Origin of the sequence: Deinococcus arboris (genome assembly GCF_009755355.1) — a bacterium.
Lineage (GTDB): Bacteria > Deinococcota > Deinococci > Deinococcales > Deinococcaceae > Deinococcus > Deinococcus betulae.
The window spans coordinates 1-14,268 of sequence record NZ_WQLB01000055.1 but is presented as its reverse complement, the minus strand read 5'-3'; the positions used below and the strand labels follow the sequence as shown (position 1 = coordinate 14,268).

Sequence of the window (14,268 nt, the reverse complement as noted above, 5' to 3'; positions counted from 1 at the left end):
GTCTCATCCGCAGGGCTGGATTCATAAGGGGCCGGACGGCGTCCGAGCCAGCCGCCAACACCTGTTTCTCGACGGCCGCCACCAAGCTCTGCCAGGTCCGTTCAATTTGGGCATTTTTCTGAGCCACCAGATGGAGGGCGGTCCAGGCTGGATTGTCTGGGCTGGTGCGGGCCATGACCTTTTGCCGACCCAGGAGGCGCTGCTCGTTCTGGCTGAGGGTCTTTAAGGCGGCCTGCTTGAGCTTGGCCTTAAAAGCGGCGACGTGCTGCTCTGCTGTAGGCGCAGAGGACGTTGGCGTCGCCCGTCGCTGCACGGTGGACATTCTAGGCGGCGCTGCGGTACTCCCCGCCTTCCGAAGAGTGGCGGGCCTGGTGGTTTGTCCAGTTTGGGCCAGTGCTCGGCCCATGCTCCGCGCCTCTGCCTCCAGGCCTGCATCTGGGTCTACTCCCGGTCCCACCCGCCCCTGACTTTGCTGCACCGTATGCGTGACTTCATGGGCCAGCAGTTCCAGGCCGCTCTGGGTGTTCGGGCTAAACTTCCCGCTTTGGAAGAAAATGTCTGTTCCTGTGGTGAACGCAATGGCATTGACGCCTTTGGCCAGCCCGTCCGCCTCAGCGTCATCGTGAATGCGCACCCGGCTCAGGTCGTGGTTCAGCCCCTGCTCCAGATGCCGCTGAATGGCCTCGGGCAAAGGGTTGCCGCTTCCACGACGCGCCTGAATACGTTACAAGACAGGCTGCGTCGCCTCGGCATCCAGTTCGGCCAGTTGGCGTTGCAAGGTCTGGGCCTGGGCAAAAGCAGCGGCCTGGTGGTCACGCACTTCGTGCCGCTGCACAGCAGTGTCCACCGCCCGTTGCAGCGCCAGCCGTTCGCGGCCGGGCACCAGCCCCAGCACCACCTGAGCCACTGGCGCGCTGACGGGGTGCCGCTGCAAACTGGCCAACTGGTCGCCGTAGTGCTCGTAGCGGGCAGTGGCTGGGCTGCGGTCTGTTCGGAATCCTTGCGCCAGGGCCTGCGCAGTCTGCCGCTGCAACGCTGTGAATTGTGCGTGTTGCCGGGCATCAAGCGGTTGACCCTCTATTTCTGCGGCCCGTTGACGCATGACCGTGACCCAGTCTGTCGGGTTCTGGGGCCGGTCCACTGCAGGTGAGGCGACCGGCTGAGCCGGCGCCGCTGACATGCTGGGCAGAGCAGCCAGTTGTTCGGTCACCGCATGGCGGTGCAAGGCCAGACGCTCAGTTTCCTGCCGTTCCAACTGCGCCGCCCGCAGCGGAGCCTGCACCACTTGGCGCTGGACGGCAACCGGCCGGGTAATGTGCCGCTGAAGGCTTTGTCGGATAGAAGCGGGTGCCGTGAGCGGCGTGGTTGCCGGCGCGGCCGTCGCAGTCGCACGGGCGCCCTCCTGCTTCTGAACCCGCTTGGTCAATTTGGGCGCGCTCACGCCTTGCAGCCTAGCCCAGAGCTGGACACCCGGTCAGCGCAGATGCCGCACCCTGACCCGCCTGCACCCTGCGTCACCCTTGGCAGAGTCTTCATTCGGTACACTGGCGCGTTATGCCGCGTGCCCGTGTTAAACCCGAAGTCATGAGCCCCGTTGGGGGACAGGCGCAGCTGCGCGCCGCTGTGGAGGCCGGTGCCGACGCCGTGTTTTTCGGGGTTAATCCCGCCCGTGGCGAGGGCCGCGCCGACGGCGCCGGATTTCACGCCCGCGCCAAGGTGGGCTTTGACCTTGAAGCTCTGCCCGACATCATGCGGGGCCTGCACGCACGCGGGGTGCAGGGCTTTGTCACCTTCAATGTGCTGGTCTTTGACCGCGAACTGCGTCAGGCCGAGCGGCAGCTGATCGCGCTGGCCGAAGCCGGCGTGGACGCCTTAATTGTGCAGGACCACGGGGTGGCGCGCCTGGCCCATGAGATCTGCCCGGACCTGCCCATTCACGGCTCGACCCAGATGAGCATTACTTCGGCTGAAGGCGCCGAACTCGCGCGGCGCTTTGGGGCCAGCCGCGTGGTGCTGGGCCGCGAACTGAGCCTGCGGGACATTGAGCGCATTGCCGCCGCCACCGACATCGAGCTGGAAACCTTTGTTCACGGCGCGCTATGCGTGTCCTACTCGGGGCAGTGCTTCTCGTCGGAGGCCTGGGGTGGCCGCAGCGCCAACCGGGGCCAATGTGCCCAGGCCTGCCGCCTGCCCTACGACCTCTTGGTGGACGGCCACGAGCGCGACTTGGGCGACGCCCGCTACCTCCTGTCACCCGGCGACCTCTACGCGCTGCATCAGGTGCCGGAACTGGTGCGGATTGGCGTGGACTGCCTGAAAATAGAAGGCCGCTACAAGGACGCCGAATTTGTGGCCCTGACCACCGCCGCCTACCGCAAGGCCGTCGACGAGGCCTGGGCAGGGCTGTCCCTCAGCGTCACCGCAGAAGAGGAGCGCGACCTCGAACAGGTGTATTCGCGTGGGCTGGGACCGCACTTTATGGCAGGAACCAACCACCAGACGGTCGTGCGGGGCCGGGCGCCCAGGCACCGGGGCGTGCGCGTGGGCACGGTGCGCGGCGTGACGGAACGCGGCGTGCTGGTGGAGCTGGACGAGGCCGTCAAACCCGGCGACGGCCTGGTTTTTGACCCCGCCAACTGGCGCGCGCCCGAGGGCCGGGAGGAAGGCGGCTTCGTCTATCAGGTGAACCCGGCCGGCACCCTCTCCGAACTGCGCTTTGGGCGCGGCGCCGTGGACCCCCGCCGGGTGCGCGAAGGCGACCCTGTGTGGCGCACCCACGACCCCACGCTGGCGGCGCGGGTGAGGCCTCTGGTCGAGGCAGCCGATCCCGTCCACACCCGCGCGGTGGACGCGCACTTTGTGGGCGAGGTGGGCCAGGTGCCGGCCCTGTCCTTGACCGACGAAGCCGGCCGCTGCGTCACCGTCACCCTGCCCGAGCCCCTCTCGGCAGCCCGCAACCGGGCGCTGGACGAGGCGACCCTGCGCGAGCAGCTGGGCAAGCTGGGCGGCACTCCCTACCACCTGCGGACCCTGACGGCTGAACTGACGGGCGCCGGTTTTCTGCCTGTCAGCGCCCTGAACGCCCTGCGCCGGGACGCGGCAGCCGCCCTGACAGCTCTGCGCGAGCAGGCCCCGGCCCGTCAGCCTCAGGGGCGCCTGGATGATGCTCTGCGCGCGCTGGCGCGGCCCGCACCGGGGGCCGCTGCCGCGCCGCGCCTGCACGCCCTGGTCCGCACCCCCGAGCAACTGGACGCCGCCCTGGCCGCCCGGCCCGATTCCATCACGCTGGATTACCTCGAACTGTACGGCCTCAAGCCCAGTGTAGAGCGGGTGAAGGCGGCCGGCCTTCCGGTGCGGGTGGCCAGTCCACGCATCCTCAAGCCCACCGAGCAGAATCTTCAGAAGTTCCTGCTGTCGCTGGGCGCCGGCATTCTGGTGCGCTCCGGGGGCCTGCTGGAAGGCCTTCAGGGGCAGGCGGCAGACACCGAGCTGACTGGCGACTTTAGCCTGAATGCCGCCAACCTGCTGACCACCCGCGCGCTGCTGGACCTGGGCCTGGCACGCCTAACCCCCACCTACGACCTGAACGCCCAGCAGATCACCGAACTGGCCGGGCTGGTGGGCGGCGCGGCGCTGGAGCCGGTGGCCTACGGGCATCTGCCGGTCTTTCATACCGAACACTGCGTCTTCTGCCGCTTCCTGAGTGAGGGCACCGACTACACCAACTGCGGGCATCCCTGCGAGTCTCACCGGGTCGCGCTGCGCGACGAACGGGGCCGTACCCACCCAGTCATGGCCGACGTGGGCTGCCGCAACACGGTGTTTGAAGGCCGGCCGCAGGTGGCGGGCGCGCACCTGGACGCCTGGCGTGCAGCAGATGTGGCGGATTTCCGACTTGAATTTGTCCATGAGACACCCGAGCAGGTCGGTGAAGTCATTCGCCTTCACCGTGCCTTCCTAGCGGGCGACCTCAGTGCCGCCGACTTGGAGCGTGCCCTGGACACTCAGATGGACCAGGGGGTCACCGAAGGCAGCCTCTTTGTACCGCACGACTTTGGCACACTGGACGCTCTGCCCGTTCTCTAGAAGTGAAGAGCTCACTTCACCTGGAACGTTAAAGAAAGGCTCAAGTAAGAGGAGAACCTCTAATTGACCATAGGGTCAGTTCTGCACGGTCTTGCCTCTCCTCATGGAGCTGGTGGGGGCCTCATCTGACCCGGCGGGTGAGCCCAGTACGCTGGAGCATGGTGACTGAGGCCTCCCAGCTGGCGCATCCTGTCAAGACCGAGCGGCATGACGTGCGGGCCCGGCGCCATCACACGAATACAGGGGTGCGTGCTGTCGATGCCTATCACCTGACGCCGCAGGGTTTGTATGTCTCGCGCCCTTTCACGTCTCACCCACGCGTGCGGCACTGGCAGGCGCACCTGTTGCCAGCTCTGAATCTGGTGGTCTGCCGTTACGACTTTCATGGTGAGCGCGAACATGACTATCACCTGGACGTGGCGGATATCTGGCAGGAAGGCGAGGTCTGGGTGGTGCGCGACCTGTATCTGGACGTGCTGGTCCACGACGGTCTGATGGCCGAGATTGTGGACACCGACGAACTGCTGGCCGCCCGCGCCGCCGGTTACCTGAGTGAACCCGACATGCACCGCGCCGTGGCGATGGCCCACCGCACCCTGTCGGGGCTGGCGCGGGCACGCTACAGTCTGAACGGCTGGTTGGAGGCCCAGGGCCTGAATCTGGGCTGGGCTGAAGATGGCCGCCCGGCGCCGGCCCTGACCGAGAGCGTGGGCGGTTAAATCGGCGCGCAGAGACGGGGCCTCTCTGCTAGCTTCCGCTATGCCTGACCCCGCGCAAGTTCGTCTGGAGGCGGCCCTGCCGGCTGCACTGGCTCGTCTCCGCGCCACGCCGGGCGTGTACGCCGCCCTCTGGTGTGGCAGTGCGGCGCGCGGTGATGGGAACGCCTACAGCGATCTGGACTTTCATGTGTTGGTCGAAGGCGATCTGCGCTGGCGCTCAAACTTTACGGTGGACGGCGTCCCGGTCGAGATCTTTCACAATCCGGTGCGCAAGGTGCGCGCCATGTTCGCCGCCGGGCAGGGCGACACCATCACCATGTACGCCGAGGGGAAGGTCGTCTGGCCTCACCCGGAGCTGGAGGCGTTGGTGGCCGAGGCCCAAGCCCTGTACGCCGCTGGTCCTGCCCCCCGGCCCATGACCGAGCAACGGCGGTTTCGCCTGCTGGACGAAGTGGCCGACGCCCGCGCCCTGGCAGAAAGCGGCGACCCGCTGCACGCTCTGGTGGCCTGCCGCGCGGCGGAACAGGCGGTGGACGCGCTGTACGCGGCGCGCGGTTGGTGGGAGGTCAAAGCGCAGCGCTGGCTGACTGATTTAGACCAGCGGGAACCGGGTGCCGCACAGGAGCTGCGGGCGGTCTTGACGGGGCCGCAAGCCTCAGCCCGGCAAGCGGCGCTGGAAGCCCTGGCGCTGCGGGTGACGGGGGACCTGGCCTACCGTGACGGCGGCAGCGAGCCGCAGCGGGTGGATTGAAGCAACAGGAGGGAAGCTTGGGAAAAGGCGTGCATAGGTTGTCCCATGTCCCGCTAACTGCTCACCGCGTCTACCTCGCCCCTGGCTTCCCGCTGCCAGCGGTGCAGGAGTTCCAGGGCTTGCAGTGGCGTGAGGCGGCCCACATCCAGGGCAGCCAACTCGCGGGTCAGTTTCCGGTCGTCGCCCTGCACACTCAGGGCCGAGAGCAGTTTCGCCGCGCGGGTGGTCACGGGGCCGGGCAGGCCCGCCAGCCGCGCGACCTCCACCCCATAGCTCTGGCGGGCGGCGCCCGGCACAACCTGATGGTAGAAGGTTAGACCGCCGCTGCCTGCCGCGTCTTCTTCGGCAGCCACATGCAGGTTGCGCAGGCCGGGCAGCTCGCCTTCTAGGCGGGTCAGCTCGAAATAGTGGGTGGCAAACAGCGTCTGTGCCCCGGCCGCGTGCAGGTGTTCCAGCGCCGCCTGGGCAATTGCCAGGCCGTCTAGGGTACTCGTGCCGCGCCCAATTTCGTCCAGAATAACCAGGCTGCGCGCTGTGGCGCCGTGCAGAATGGCCGCCAGCTCGCTCATTTCGACCATAAAGGTGGAGCGGCCCCCGGCCAGGTCGTCGCTGGCGCCAATACGGGTATGAACCGCGTCGTAAATAGGCAGCTCGGCACGGTCAGCGGGCACAAAGGACCCAATCTGATGCAGCAGCGCGCACAGGGCCGCCGTGCGCAGGTAGGTGCTTTTGCCCGCCATGTTGGGGCCGGTCAGCAGGACCAGTCGGCCCGCCTCGCCCAGCGTCACGTCGTTGGGCACAAAGCGGCCGCCCAGGCTGCGTTCCACCACCGGGTGCCGAGCCTGGGTCAGCCGCAGCTCGCCGCCCTCTTCAGTGGTCTCGGGCCGAATCCAGCCGGCCTCGGCGGCCACCTCGGCCAGGGCGGCCAGCACGTCCAGGTCGCTCAGGGCGCCCGCCGCGTCCGACAGCGCTTCAGCATGGGCGGCCAGGCCAGCGCGCAACTCGGTAAAGACCTCCAGTTCCAGGCGGCTGGCCGCCGCTTCCAGGCGGGCAATCTCGCGCTCTCGTTCGCGCAGGTCGGGGCGAGTAAAGCGGGCGCGGTCTTTCAGGGTGGCAATCTGGCGGTAATCGGCGGGCACCTTGCTCAGGTGCGGCCCCGTGACCTCTAAGTAGTAGCCGAAGACGCCGGTAAAGCCCACCTTGAGGTTGCCGATGCCGGTGCGGACACGCTCGGTGGCTTCCAGTTCGGCCAGCCAGGCGCGGTGGCTCAGGGCCTCGGTGCGCAGGGCGTCCAGGTCGGCGTGAAAGCCGTCCCGAATCAGGCCCCCCTCGCCGGCTCGGATGGGCGGCTCGTCCACCAGCGCGGCGCGGATGCGCGTGACCACATCTGGCAGCCCGGCCAGGCGCTCGCGCACGCCGCCCAGCAGCCCGCCCTGCCCAGCGAGAAGCGCCGTGACTTCAGGCAGCAGGTCCAGGGTGCGGGCCAGCGCCGCCACCTCTCTGGGCGCGGCGCGGCGGGTGGCCACGCGGGCGGCCAGCCGTTCCAGGTCATGGGCGCGGTAGAGCAGCGCGCGCACGCTGCCGCGCAGGTCCGGCGCGCGGGTCAGGGCTTCGACACTGTCCAGGCGGGCGCGAATACTCAGTTCGTCCAGCAGCGGCGCGCGCAGCCAGGCGCGCAGGCGGCGGCGTCCGCCCGCCGTGCGGGTCTGACACAGCACGTCGGTCAGGGTGCGGCCTTGGGGCGCCTGCGCCTGAAACAGTTCCAGGGCGCGCACGGCGGCGTCGGGGAGGCGCATATGCGCGCCGGGTTCAAATCGCACCACCCGCCGCACCATGTTCAGCTCGCCCTGCTGGGTCATCCGGGCGTAGCCCAGCACCGCGCCGCAGGCGCGCACCAGCGCAGCGGAACTGAGGGACGGCGGCACCTCGCCCAGCGTCAGAGTTAAAGCGTCGCGGCTCTGGCCCTCGTCAAAGGTGGCGGGCGAGAGCATGACCGGAAAGCGCGCCTGAAAATCGGCCAGCAGGGCGGCGTTGCCCGACAACTCGGGCGCCAGTAGGACCTCGCGGGCGCGGCAGCGCGAGAGTTCGTCGTATAGCGCCAGCCGCGTATGGAAGGCCGCGCAGCGAAATTCCCCGGTGGACACGTCCAGCAGCGCCAGCGCGTAGCCGTCGCCCGTGGCCACCGCCGCCAGGTAGTTCTCGTCGGCGCCCAGGTGCCGCTCCTCGGTGACGGTGCCGGGGGTCAGCAGCTGCGCAACCTTGCGCTCCATCAGGCCCGTGCCGGGTTCCTCGAACTGGTCGGCCACCGCCACGCACACGCCCGCCGCCAGCAGCCGCTCCACATGGCTGTCCAGCGCCCGCAGCGGCATGCCGGCCATGGGCGTCGAAAAATCCCTGCTGCTCTTGTGGGTCAGCGCCAGGCCCAGAATGCGGGCGGCGCGCTCGGCGTCTTCGCCGAAGGTCTCGTAAAAGTCGCCCACCTGAAACAGCAGCAGCGCGTGGGGGAGACCCTCGGCCACCTCATCGCGCAGGCGCACGTACTGCTCCAGCATGGGCGGCAGCGCCCCCGAACCGGTTCCCTTGAGGACGTTCTGTGCCCGCATTCTGGGCAGGATAGCGCCGGACTGAACAGGAGAAAGGACTCAGGCGACGATTGGCAGGGTCGGCGTATTGGCAGGGGAAAGCGTCAGAGCAGGGACAGAGCTGACAAGGTTTCTCCGGCCATCGCCGTACACCGTTGAGGTGCCGATAAAAAAACCGATGGGCTAGATTACGCCGTCGGCTTTCAGGTTAAAAAAAGTTCGGTTTACTCGTCGCAGCCCAGCGCACGCAGCAGGTCCAGTTCCGTGATGGCGCGGACGGGGCGGGGGGCAGCCAGGGCAGGCCGTGAGAAACGGCGGGGAAACAGACGGCGCAGTAGGGCAGTCATAGGCACACTCTCCTGAAGCTGATGTTCTTCTGATCTTACATGAAGAAACCTTCATAAAATGTGAGTTATGTTGAGTATCGAGGGGTGGTTTCGGCTGCACCGCGTCCCGCCTCCGGTCCCCTGGACGCCACTTGCGCCTAGCATGCCCGCTATGGCGTACGACCCCCGCATGAACTATGATCCCAGCCGCAAACTGACGGACGGTGACGTTCTGGACCGCAAGCCTGAAGGCTGGTGGGGCGACAGCGGCAAGCTGTTCCGGGACGTGCCCTTTGCCAACTTCATGGAGGGTGTGGCCTTTGCGGTGCGTGTGGCTGAGCAGGCCGAGGCGCGCGGCCACCACCCGGACATTCACATTCACTACCACTATGTACGCGTCAACTTCTTTACCCATGACGCGGGCGGCGTCACTGAGTTGGACCTTGAGAGCGCCCAGGCCGTGAACGCCCTGCTGGAGCAGCCGGCCCCTTGAAACTTCAGATTCCCGACGCCGATGTGCTGTGGGACAGCCTGTCTGCTCTGCGGCGCTTTGAATTGACGCTGACGGTGGAAGCTGGCGACCTGGACGACCTGGCCCATGTGAATAACACCGTTTACCTGGCCTGGTGCGAACGGGTGGCGCGCGACCACGCCCTGCACCTGGGCATGGGCACCCAGGCCCTGCTGGAGGCGGGTGCGGTGCCCGTGGCCCGTCAGCACGTCATTGATTACCACCGTCCCGCCGTGCTCGGCGACCGGGTGCGCGTGCGCACTGCCCTGACCCGGCACGCTGGCGTGCGCAGCGTGCGCGCCTACGCCTTGGACCGCATCAATCCCGGCGACCCGCCAGAAGGCGTGCGCCTGGCCGAGTGCCAGACCGAATGGGTGTGGGTCGACCCAGTCAGCGGCCGCCCCAAACGGGCGCCGGCGGGGGTCAGCGCGGCGTTCGGCTTTAGCGGCTAAGTGCCAGGGCGTCGGGCACCGACCCGGCGGCCAGTAGGATGGCCCGCGCTGGGGCGCCGTCCACGCCCACCAGTGGCAGCGGCAAGCACACGAGGTCGTACTCGCCGTCGGGTACGCCACTCAGATTCAGCCCTTCCAGAATGAAGACGCCAGCGTCCCGGCAGGCGGCGTGGGCGTCCAGCGTCTTGCTCGTCAGGGGGTCCACACTGGGTGCGTCGGTGCCCAGCAGGCGCACCCCACGCGCCGCCGCCGCCTGCACAAACGCAGGGGAGAGGGCGGCGAAGTCTTCGGGAAAGACGTCCCAGTGTGCCGGTTCCCCGCTGTGCAGCAGCAGTCGGGGGGGCAGGGTCGCCGGCAGGGCGTCCAGCACGCTCGCCCCTACCAGCGGGCCAGACACGGTCAGCACCTGGCAGCGGCCGAGGTACAGGGTCAGTGGCACCTCGTCCAGCCGCGCCCCGGCGTCGTCGTAGTGCCACGGCGCGTCCACATGGGTGCCGGTGTGCGTGCTGGTGCACAGTTCGCCCGTGTTGACCGTATCGCCGGCGGCCATGCGCGCCCCCGCATTCACGCGGAAGGGCGCGTCGCCCGGCCAGTTGGGATGGCCTGGGGTCAGGCGGCGCGAGAGGTCATGCGGAAAGGTCAGCATGCCGCCACCATACCGGGAGTCCGGGCTTTGGGTGCGCGCCTCTTGTGGCCTGGCCCACAAAAGCCGGACAATAGCGGTATGACCCTACGGACATTAGGGGGCCTGTCCGTGGAAGGCGTGACCTTCCGGCGGGAAAAGGTGCTGCTGCTGCTGGCTTACCTGTGTATAGAGGGCCCGCAGCCCCGGCGGCGTCTGGCCGAACTGTTCTGGCCCGAGGCCGCTAATCCCATGAACTCGCTGGCGCAGCATCTGGTGCATCTGCGCGGCCTGGCCGGTGCTCTAGCCGAAGATGGCCCCCGCGTGGTGGCAGGCATGGCCTGCGACGCTGCCCTGCTGCGCGACGCCACGCGCCGGGGTCGGGCCGCCGAGGCCGCCGCCCTGTATGCCGGCCCTTTTCTGGACGGCCTGGGCATTCCGCTGGGCGCCGACCTAGAGGAATGGGTGTATGACACCCGCGAGGCCCTGGCGCTGGAGGTGCGCGGCGCCCTGCTGACCCTGGGCGCACAGGCCGCTGCCCACGGACAGCGTGAGGCGGCTGGGGACCACGCCGCCCACGCCCTGATCCTGGCCGGCGCCCCCCCCGCCGATGAACTGGACCTGCCCCGGCTGCATCACCTGCTGACCCTGGCCGGGCACCCGCTGGCGACCCAGGTGGAGCGCGACGCCCGCACCCTGGGGCTGGACCTGGACGCCGCGCCGCAGACCAGCAGCGCGCCTTTCGTGGGCCGCAGCTCGGAACTGGCGGCCCTGAGCGCCCTGACGCCCGGCCAGTTTGTCTGGGTCAGCGGACACGCAGGGATGGGCAAAACGGCGCTTCTGGAGGCCCTGGCCCGCAGCGGCGGCTGGACGGTGTTGCCGGGGCGGCTGGACCTGCCGTACGGGACGCTGGCCCCGCTGGGGGCCGCGCCACCAGGAGGCGCCCACGCCGCCGCGCTGCCACTGCGCGACCCGCACCTGAAGCTGGCCATAGACGGCTGGGAAGGCACCGACGAGGCCACCCGCGCGGTCCTGGCCCAGGCGGCGCGTACCCGCCCCGGCGCCCTGCTGGTGGTGACGGGGCGCCTGCACCCCCCCTTTGATGTGGACGCCCACTTGAAACTGGCGCCGCTGACCCCCGACGAGCTGGCAAACGCCGACCTGTATGCCCAGACTGACGGCCACCCGGCGCTGGTGGGCGCAGCGCTGCGGGGACAGCCGCTGGACCTGCGACTGGGGGCGCGGGTGCGGGCTTACCCGGCGCCGGTCCGCGACACCTTTCTGCTGCTGGCGCTGCAAGATCAGCCCAACCTGCGCGCCACCCGCGCCGCCCTGGGCCTGACTGCCGACGACTTTGCCCGCACCCTGTCCTTTCTCACCACCGAGGGGCTCACGAGCGAGGCCGGGCGCGTCTACGCCGCTGCCGCCACCCGGGACCACCTGAATCAGGTGCAGGTTCACGCCGCACTGCTGCACCTGAAACTGGGCCGCGCTCTGCCCGAAGCCGACGCCTGGCCCCATTACGAGCAGGCCCGTGACCTCTGGGAAGACCACGACGAGGCCCGCGCCGCCTGTGCGGCCCGCCTGCGTGCCCAGACGCTGCTGAAGCGCGGTTATCCCGGTCCCGCCGCTGCGCTGCTAGACACCCTGGCCGATGTGGCCAGCCTGGCCGTGCCTCACGCCTGGGCGCTGATTGGCGTGGGGAGGTACAACGATGCCCACACCCGCCTCAAATCTCTATCCGAGCAGGCGCAGGGCACACCCGAAGCCCTGGCCGTGCGCGCTACGACCCTGGTGCGGTTAGGTCGAGCAGAAGAAGCGGTGGCGCTGGCGGGGCAGATCGGGGGGAGTGGGCCGGAGGCGGCGCATGCGGCGAGCGTGAAGGCTCATGCGGCCCGGATTCGTGAGCAGTGGGCAGAAGCCCGGCGCCATAGTCAGATTGCTGCTGATTTGTGGCAAGTCAATGGAGATGAGGAGCGGGAACTGGCGGAGTTGGTGATGGTGGCACGGGTGCGGGTAAAGCTGGGAGCAGAGCCACAGGAGGCGTTCCGCGCAGTTCTCGCTTCGACAAATGGCATGCCCAGCGTTCGAGGGCTCGCTCTCGTGAATTATTCTCAGGTTCTACAGGAAGCGTCCCAGTATCAAATTGCTGAAACAGTCATGCTTGATGCACTCCAGGATTTGAAAACGGCTGGCGATTATGCTGGTCTGGCGGGGGTTCACATTAACCTGGGAGTGGCTTTTCACCAGTCTGGCCGTCTTAAAATTGCTGTCGAGCATTATCAGCGTGCTGTTGGCTACCTTAAAGGCAGTGGCAACTTGAGGCATTTAGGTGTTGTTCTGAGCAACCTTAGTGAGATAGAAGGCGATCTGAGCGCCTTTGAAGATTCTTTGAAAATGCTGGAACAGGCTGGGCATCAGGAATTGGTGGCTCAGATTCGCCGGAATGCCCAGCTCAGTGCTTCTCCTCCGGCTTCAACGTTGCAGTCATGAAATGGACAGCACCAATCATGGCCCGGTCATGCCATGGCGGGCACGCTGTACACCGGAGGTTGGCATGAAAAGACGAGGAAAAGTGTTGGCGGTGTGCGCCGCCGCAGGAATGCTAACGGCGGGCGCCCAGAACGTGACAGCGGCCAATACCCTACGGTTATTCCCGGCGGCAGCGGCACCAGGCGAAACGGCGTGGTTGGTGGGGGCAGCCAATCTAGGGACGCAAGGGCGGATCTGGGTGGGTGGGCAGGCCACGTCATACACCCGCGACGTGGCGTCAGGCTGGCTGGCCTTTCAGGTGCCTAAGACCGCAGCGGGTGGGCCGCAGTTCGTCGGCTTTCAGGGGCCAGTGGAAAAAAGCGCGCTGGTGTTAAATGTCTTGCCAACCGAGGCGGCGGCGCAGAATGTGGTGGCCTACGTTCGCCCCGCTGCGGTGAATACAGTGCAGCGTGAGTACGAAATGCGATTGCGTCGTCTTTTTGAAACCTGCCAGAAATCCTGTCCCCAGGCTGTGAGGGCGGTCATTGAACGTCTGGCGGTGCTTAAGCCGCCGTCCTTCACACCTCTGACGGCGAGAACCGGAGGCGCAGGAAACCCTGGAGCGGTCGGAACGCTAAACCCGAATGTTCTGGCTGTGCCTGCCATGCAAACGCTTGACCTCTCTACGCTGGCGAAGACTGTCCCTGCGGCCACGAATGCTCCTCTCTGCTCCTTGGTGGCTGGGGAGTTTCCTACAGCAGGGCTACCCACTGGACAGGTGCTGAGCTTACTGGGGTTGTTATTCGGTCCGGAAATGCAGATAGACCCTACAACTGTAGGTCATCCCGACCAATCCGCCACACCCTTCAAAAACGAATCCTCAACCACCATCCTCGGTAAGGTCATGAACTTCAAAGGCGGCAACGGCAAGGGCGTGACCATCCACATTCTCGACACTGCCAGCGGTCCAAGCCGCGCCGACCCCTTCGTCATGGCCGAGCCGGTCAACTACTACAACGAGATTTACAAGGGCCGCCCGTATCACGGCAGCGTGGCGGGCATGATTGCAGGCACTCTGGCTCCCAATGCGGCCATCAGCTACAAGCCGGTGTGCGACCGCGACGGCCATTGCTCGACCCTTAAAACCGCGCAGGCCCTGTGCGCCGTGGCCGCTGAAGCCAAACGCGGCGGGCGGCATGTGGTCAATCTCAGTGTGGGCGGCGCTTACCCCACTGTGGGCCTGCAACTGGCCTTGCGGGAGGTGGCGGCGGCTGGGGTACCCACTGCGGCGGCCTACGGCAACCGCGACGACTGCGCTGGGCTGGTCAAGGGTGACCGCTGCCATCACTTTCCAGCTGACTGGAGCAGTGAGTTCCAGCTGGCTGCTGCGCGGCCCGCTGGCACCATGCTCTACAGCGTGGCTGGCTGGGATATCGCCACGAAACAGATGGCGACCTATAACCGGGGCGTGGGCAATCCTGGCGTGACGACTCTGCCACCCAGCGTGCAGGCGCCCGGCGAATTCTGGATGGGCGGCCTGCCCTACTTCGGCAGCAGCTTTGCCGCGCCTGTCGTCAGCGGCGTCCTGGCCAACTGGATGAGCTGCCGCGCTGGTGTGCCGCTGCTGCCACTGCTGAACACGCCGGGGCAGCTCCCGCTGCCGCCCGCCATCCTGAGCGCCTGCCCATAAGTTAAAAGAAAAAAGCCCGCCCCGGTCAATAGGGCGGGTTTTTTCTTGGCTCAGGTT

The 14,268-nt window shown here is 67.4% G+C and carries 12 protein-coding genes; 7 read left to right on the top strand and 5 right to left on the bottom strand.

Annotated elements, in window-relative coordinates; genetic code table 11:
* Both GO986_RS23145 and GO986_RS23140 read right to left on the bottom strand, forming a co-directional pair.
* The coding region (locus tag GO986_RS23145) for an eCIS core domain-containing protein (protein WP_232337959.1) at positions 1-691 on the bottom strand (691 nt) is incomplete at its 3' end.
* A 33-nt stretch (positions 692-724) separates the two neighbouring features.
* Positions 725-1,441: a hypothetical protein gene (locus GO986_RS23140; RefSeq protein WP_232337958.1), complete on the bottom strand. Its 717-nt coding sequence runs from the start codon at positions 1,439-1,441 to the stop codon at positions 725-727.
* Positions 1,442-1,554: 113 nt separating this feature from the next.
* On the opposite strand from GO986_RS23140, the gene GO986_RS21620 reads away from it, so the two are divergent.
* The 3 genes from GO986_RS21620 (at position 1,555) to GO986_RS23135 (ending at position 5,556) form a co-directional block, all read left to right on the top strand.
* Positions 1,555-4,086, top strand: coding sequence for a U32 family peptidase (locus GO986_RS21620; RefSeq protein ID WP_232337957.1), 2,532 nt, complete (start codon positions 1,555-1,557; stop codon positions 4,084-4,086).
* A gap of 158 nt (positions 4,087-4,244) precedes the next feature.
* Positions 4,245-4,805, top strand: a complete 561-nt coding sequence (locus GO986_RS21615; RefSeq protein ID WP_157461593.1) for a DUF402 domain-containing protein — start codon at positions 4,245-4,247, stop codon at positions 4,803-4,805.
* A 40-nt stretch (positions 4,806-4,845) separates the two neighbouring features.
* Positions 4,846-5,556 (top strand): hypothetical protein, encoded by a 711-nt coding sequence (locus tag GO986_RS23135; RefSeq protein WP_232337956.1) that lies wholly within the window; start codon positions 4,846-4,848, stop codon positions 5,554-5,556.
* A 53-nt stretch (positions 5,557-5,609) separates the two neighbouring features.
* On the opposite strand, the gene mutS is transcribed toward GO986_RS23135, so the two are convergent.
* Positions 5,610-8,159, bottom strand: coding sequence for a DNA mismatch repair protein MutS (mutS, locus tag GO986_RS21605; RefSeq protein ID WP_157461592.1), 2,550 nt, complete (start codon positions 8,157-8,159; stop codon positions 5,610-5,612).
* Between the two features lie 203 nt (positions 8,160-8,362).
* The gene (locus GO986_RS23340; RefSeq protein WP_255449458.1) at positions 8,363-8,485 is read right to left on the bottom strand and encodes a hypothetical protein; all 123 of its coding nucleotides are present in this window, start codon (positions 8,483-8,485) and stop codon (positions 8,363-8,365) included.
* 151 nt (positions 8,486-8,636) lie between these two features.
* Between GO986_RS23340 and GO986_RS21600 the strand changes: the two genes are divergently transcribed.
* A complete protein-coding gene (locus tag GO986_RS21600) occupies positions 8,637-8,957 on the top strand; it encodes a 4a-hydroxytetrahydrobiopterin dehydratase (RefSeq protein WP_224573001.1) in 321 nt (106 codons plus the stop codon).
* The gene (locus GO986_RS21595; protein WP_157461591.1) at positions 8,954-9,427 is read left to right on the top strand and encodes an acyl-CoA thioesterase; all 474 of its coding nucleotides are present in this window, start codon (positions 8,954-8,956) and stop codon (positions 9,425-9,427) included. Before GO986_RS21600 ends, GO986_RS21595 begins: the two co-directional genes overlap by 4 nt.
* Here GO986_RS21595 and GO986_RS21590 read toward each other — a convergent pair.
* A complete protein-coding gene (locus GO986_RS21590; protein WP_157461590.1) occupies positions 9,417-10,073 on the bottom strand; it encodes a cyclase family protein in 657 nt (218 codons plus the stop codon). The genes GO986_RS21595 and GO986_RS21590 overlap by 11 nt on opposite strands.
* Before the next feature lie 78 nt (positions 10,074-10,151).
* Here GO986_RS21590 and GO986_RS21585 point away from each other — a divergent pair, with 78 nt between their 5' ends.
* Positions 10,152-12,542: a hypothetical protein gene (locus GO986_RS21585; RefSeq protein WP_157461589.1), complete on the top strand. Its 2,391-nt coding sequence runs from the start codon at positions 10,152-10,154 to the stop codon at positions 12,540-12,542.
* 883 nt (positions 12,543-13,425) lie between these two features.
* Positions 13,426-14,211 (top strand): S8 family serine peptidase, encoded by a 786-nt coding sequence (locus GO986_RS21580; protein ID WP_157461588.1) that lies wholly within the window; start codon positions 13,426-13,428, stop codon positions 14,209-14,211.
* The last annotated feature ends 57 nt before the right edge of the window (positions 14,212-14,268 follow it).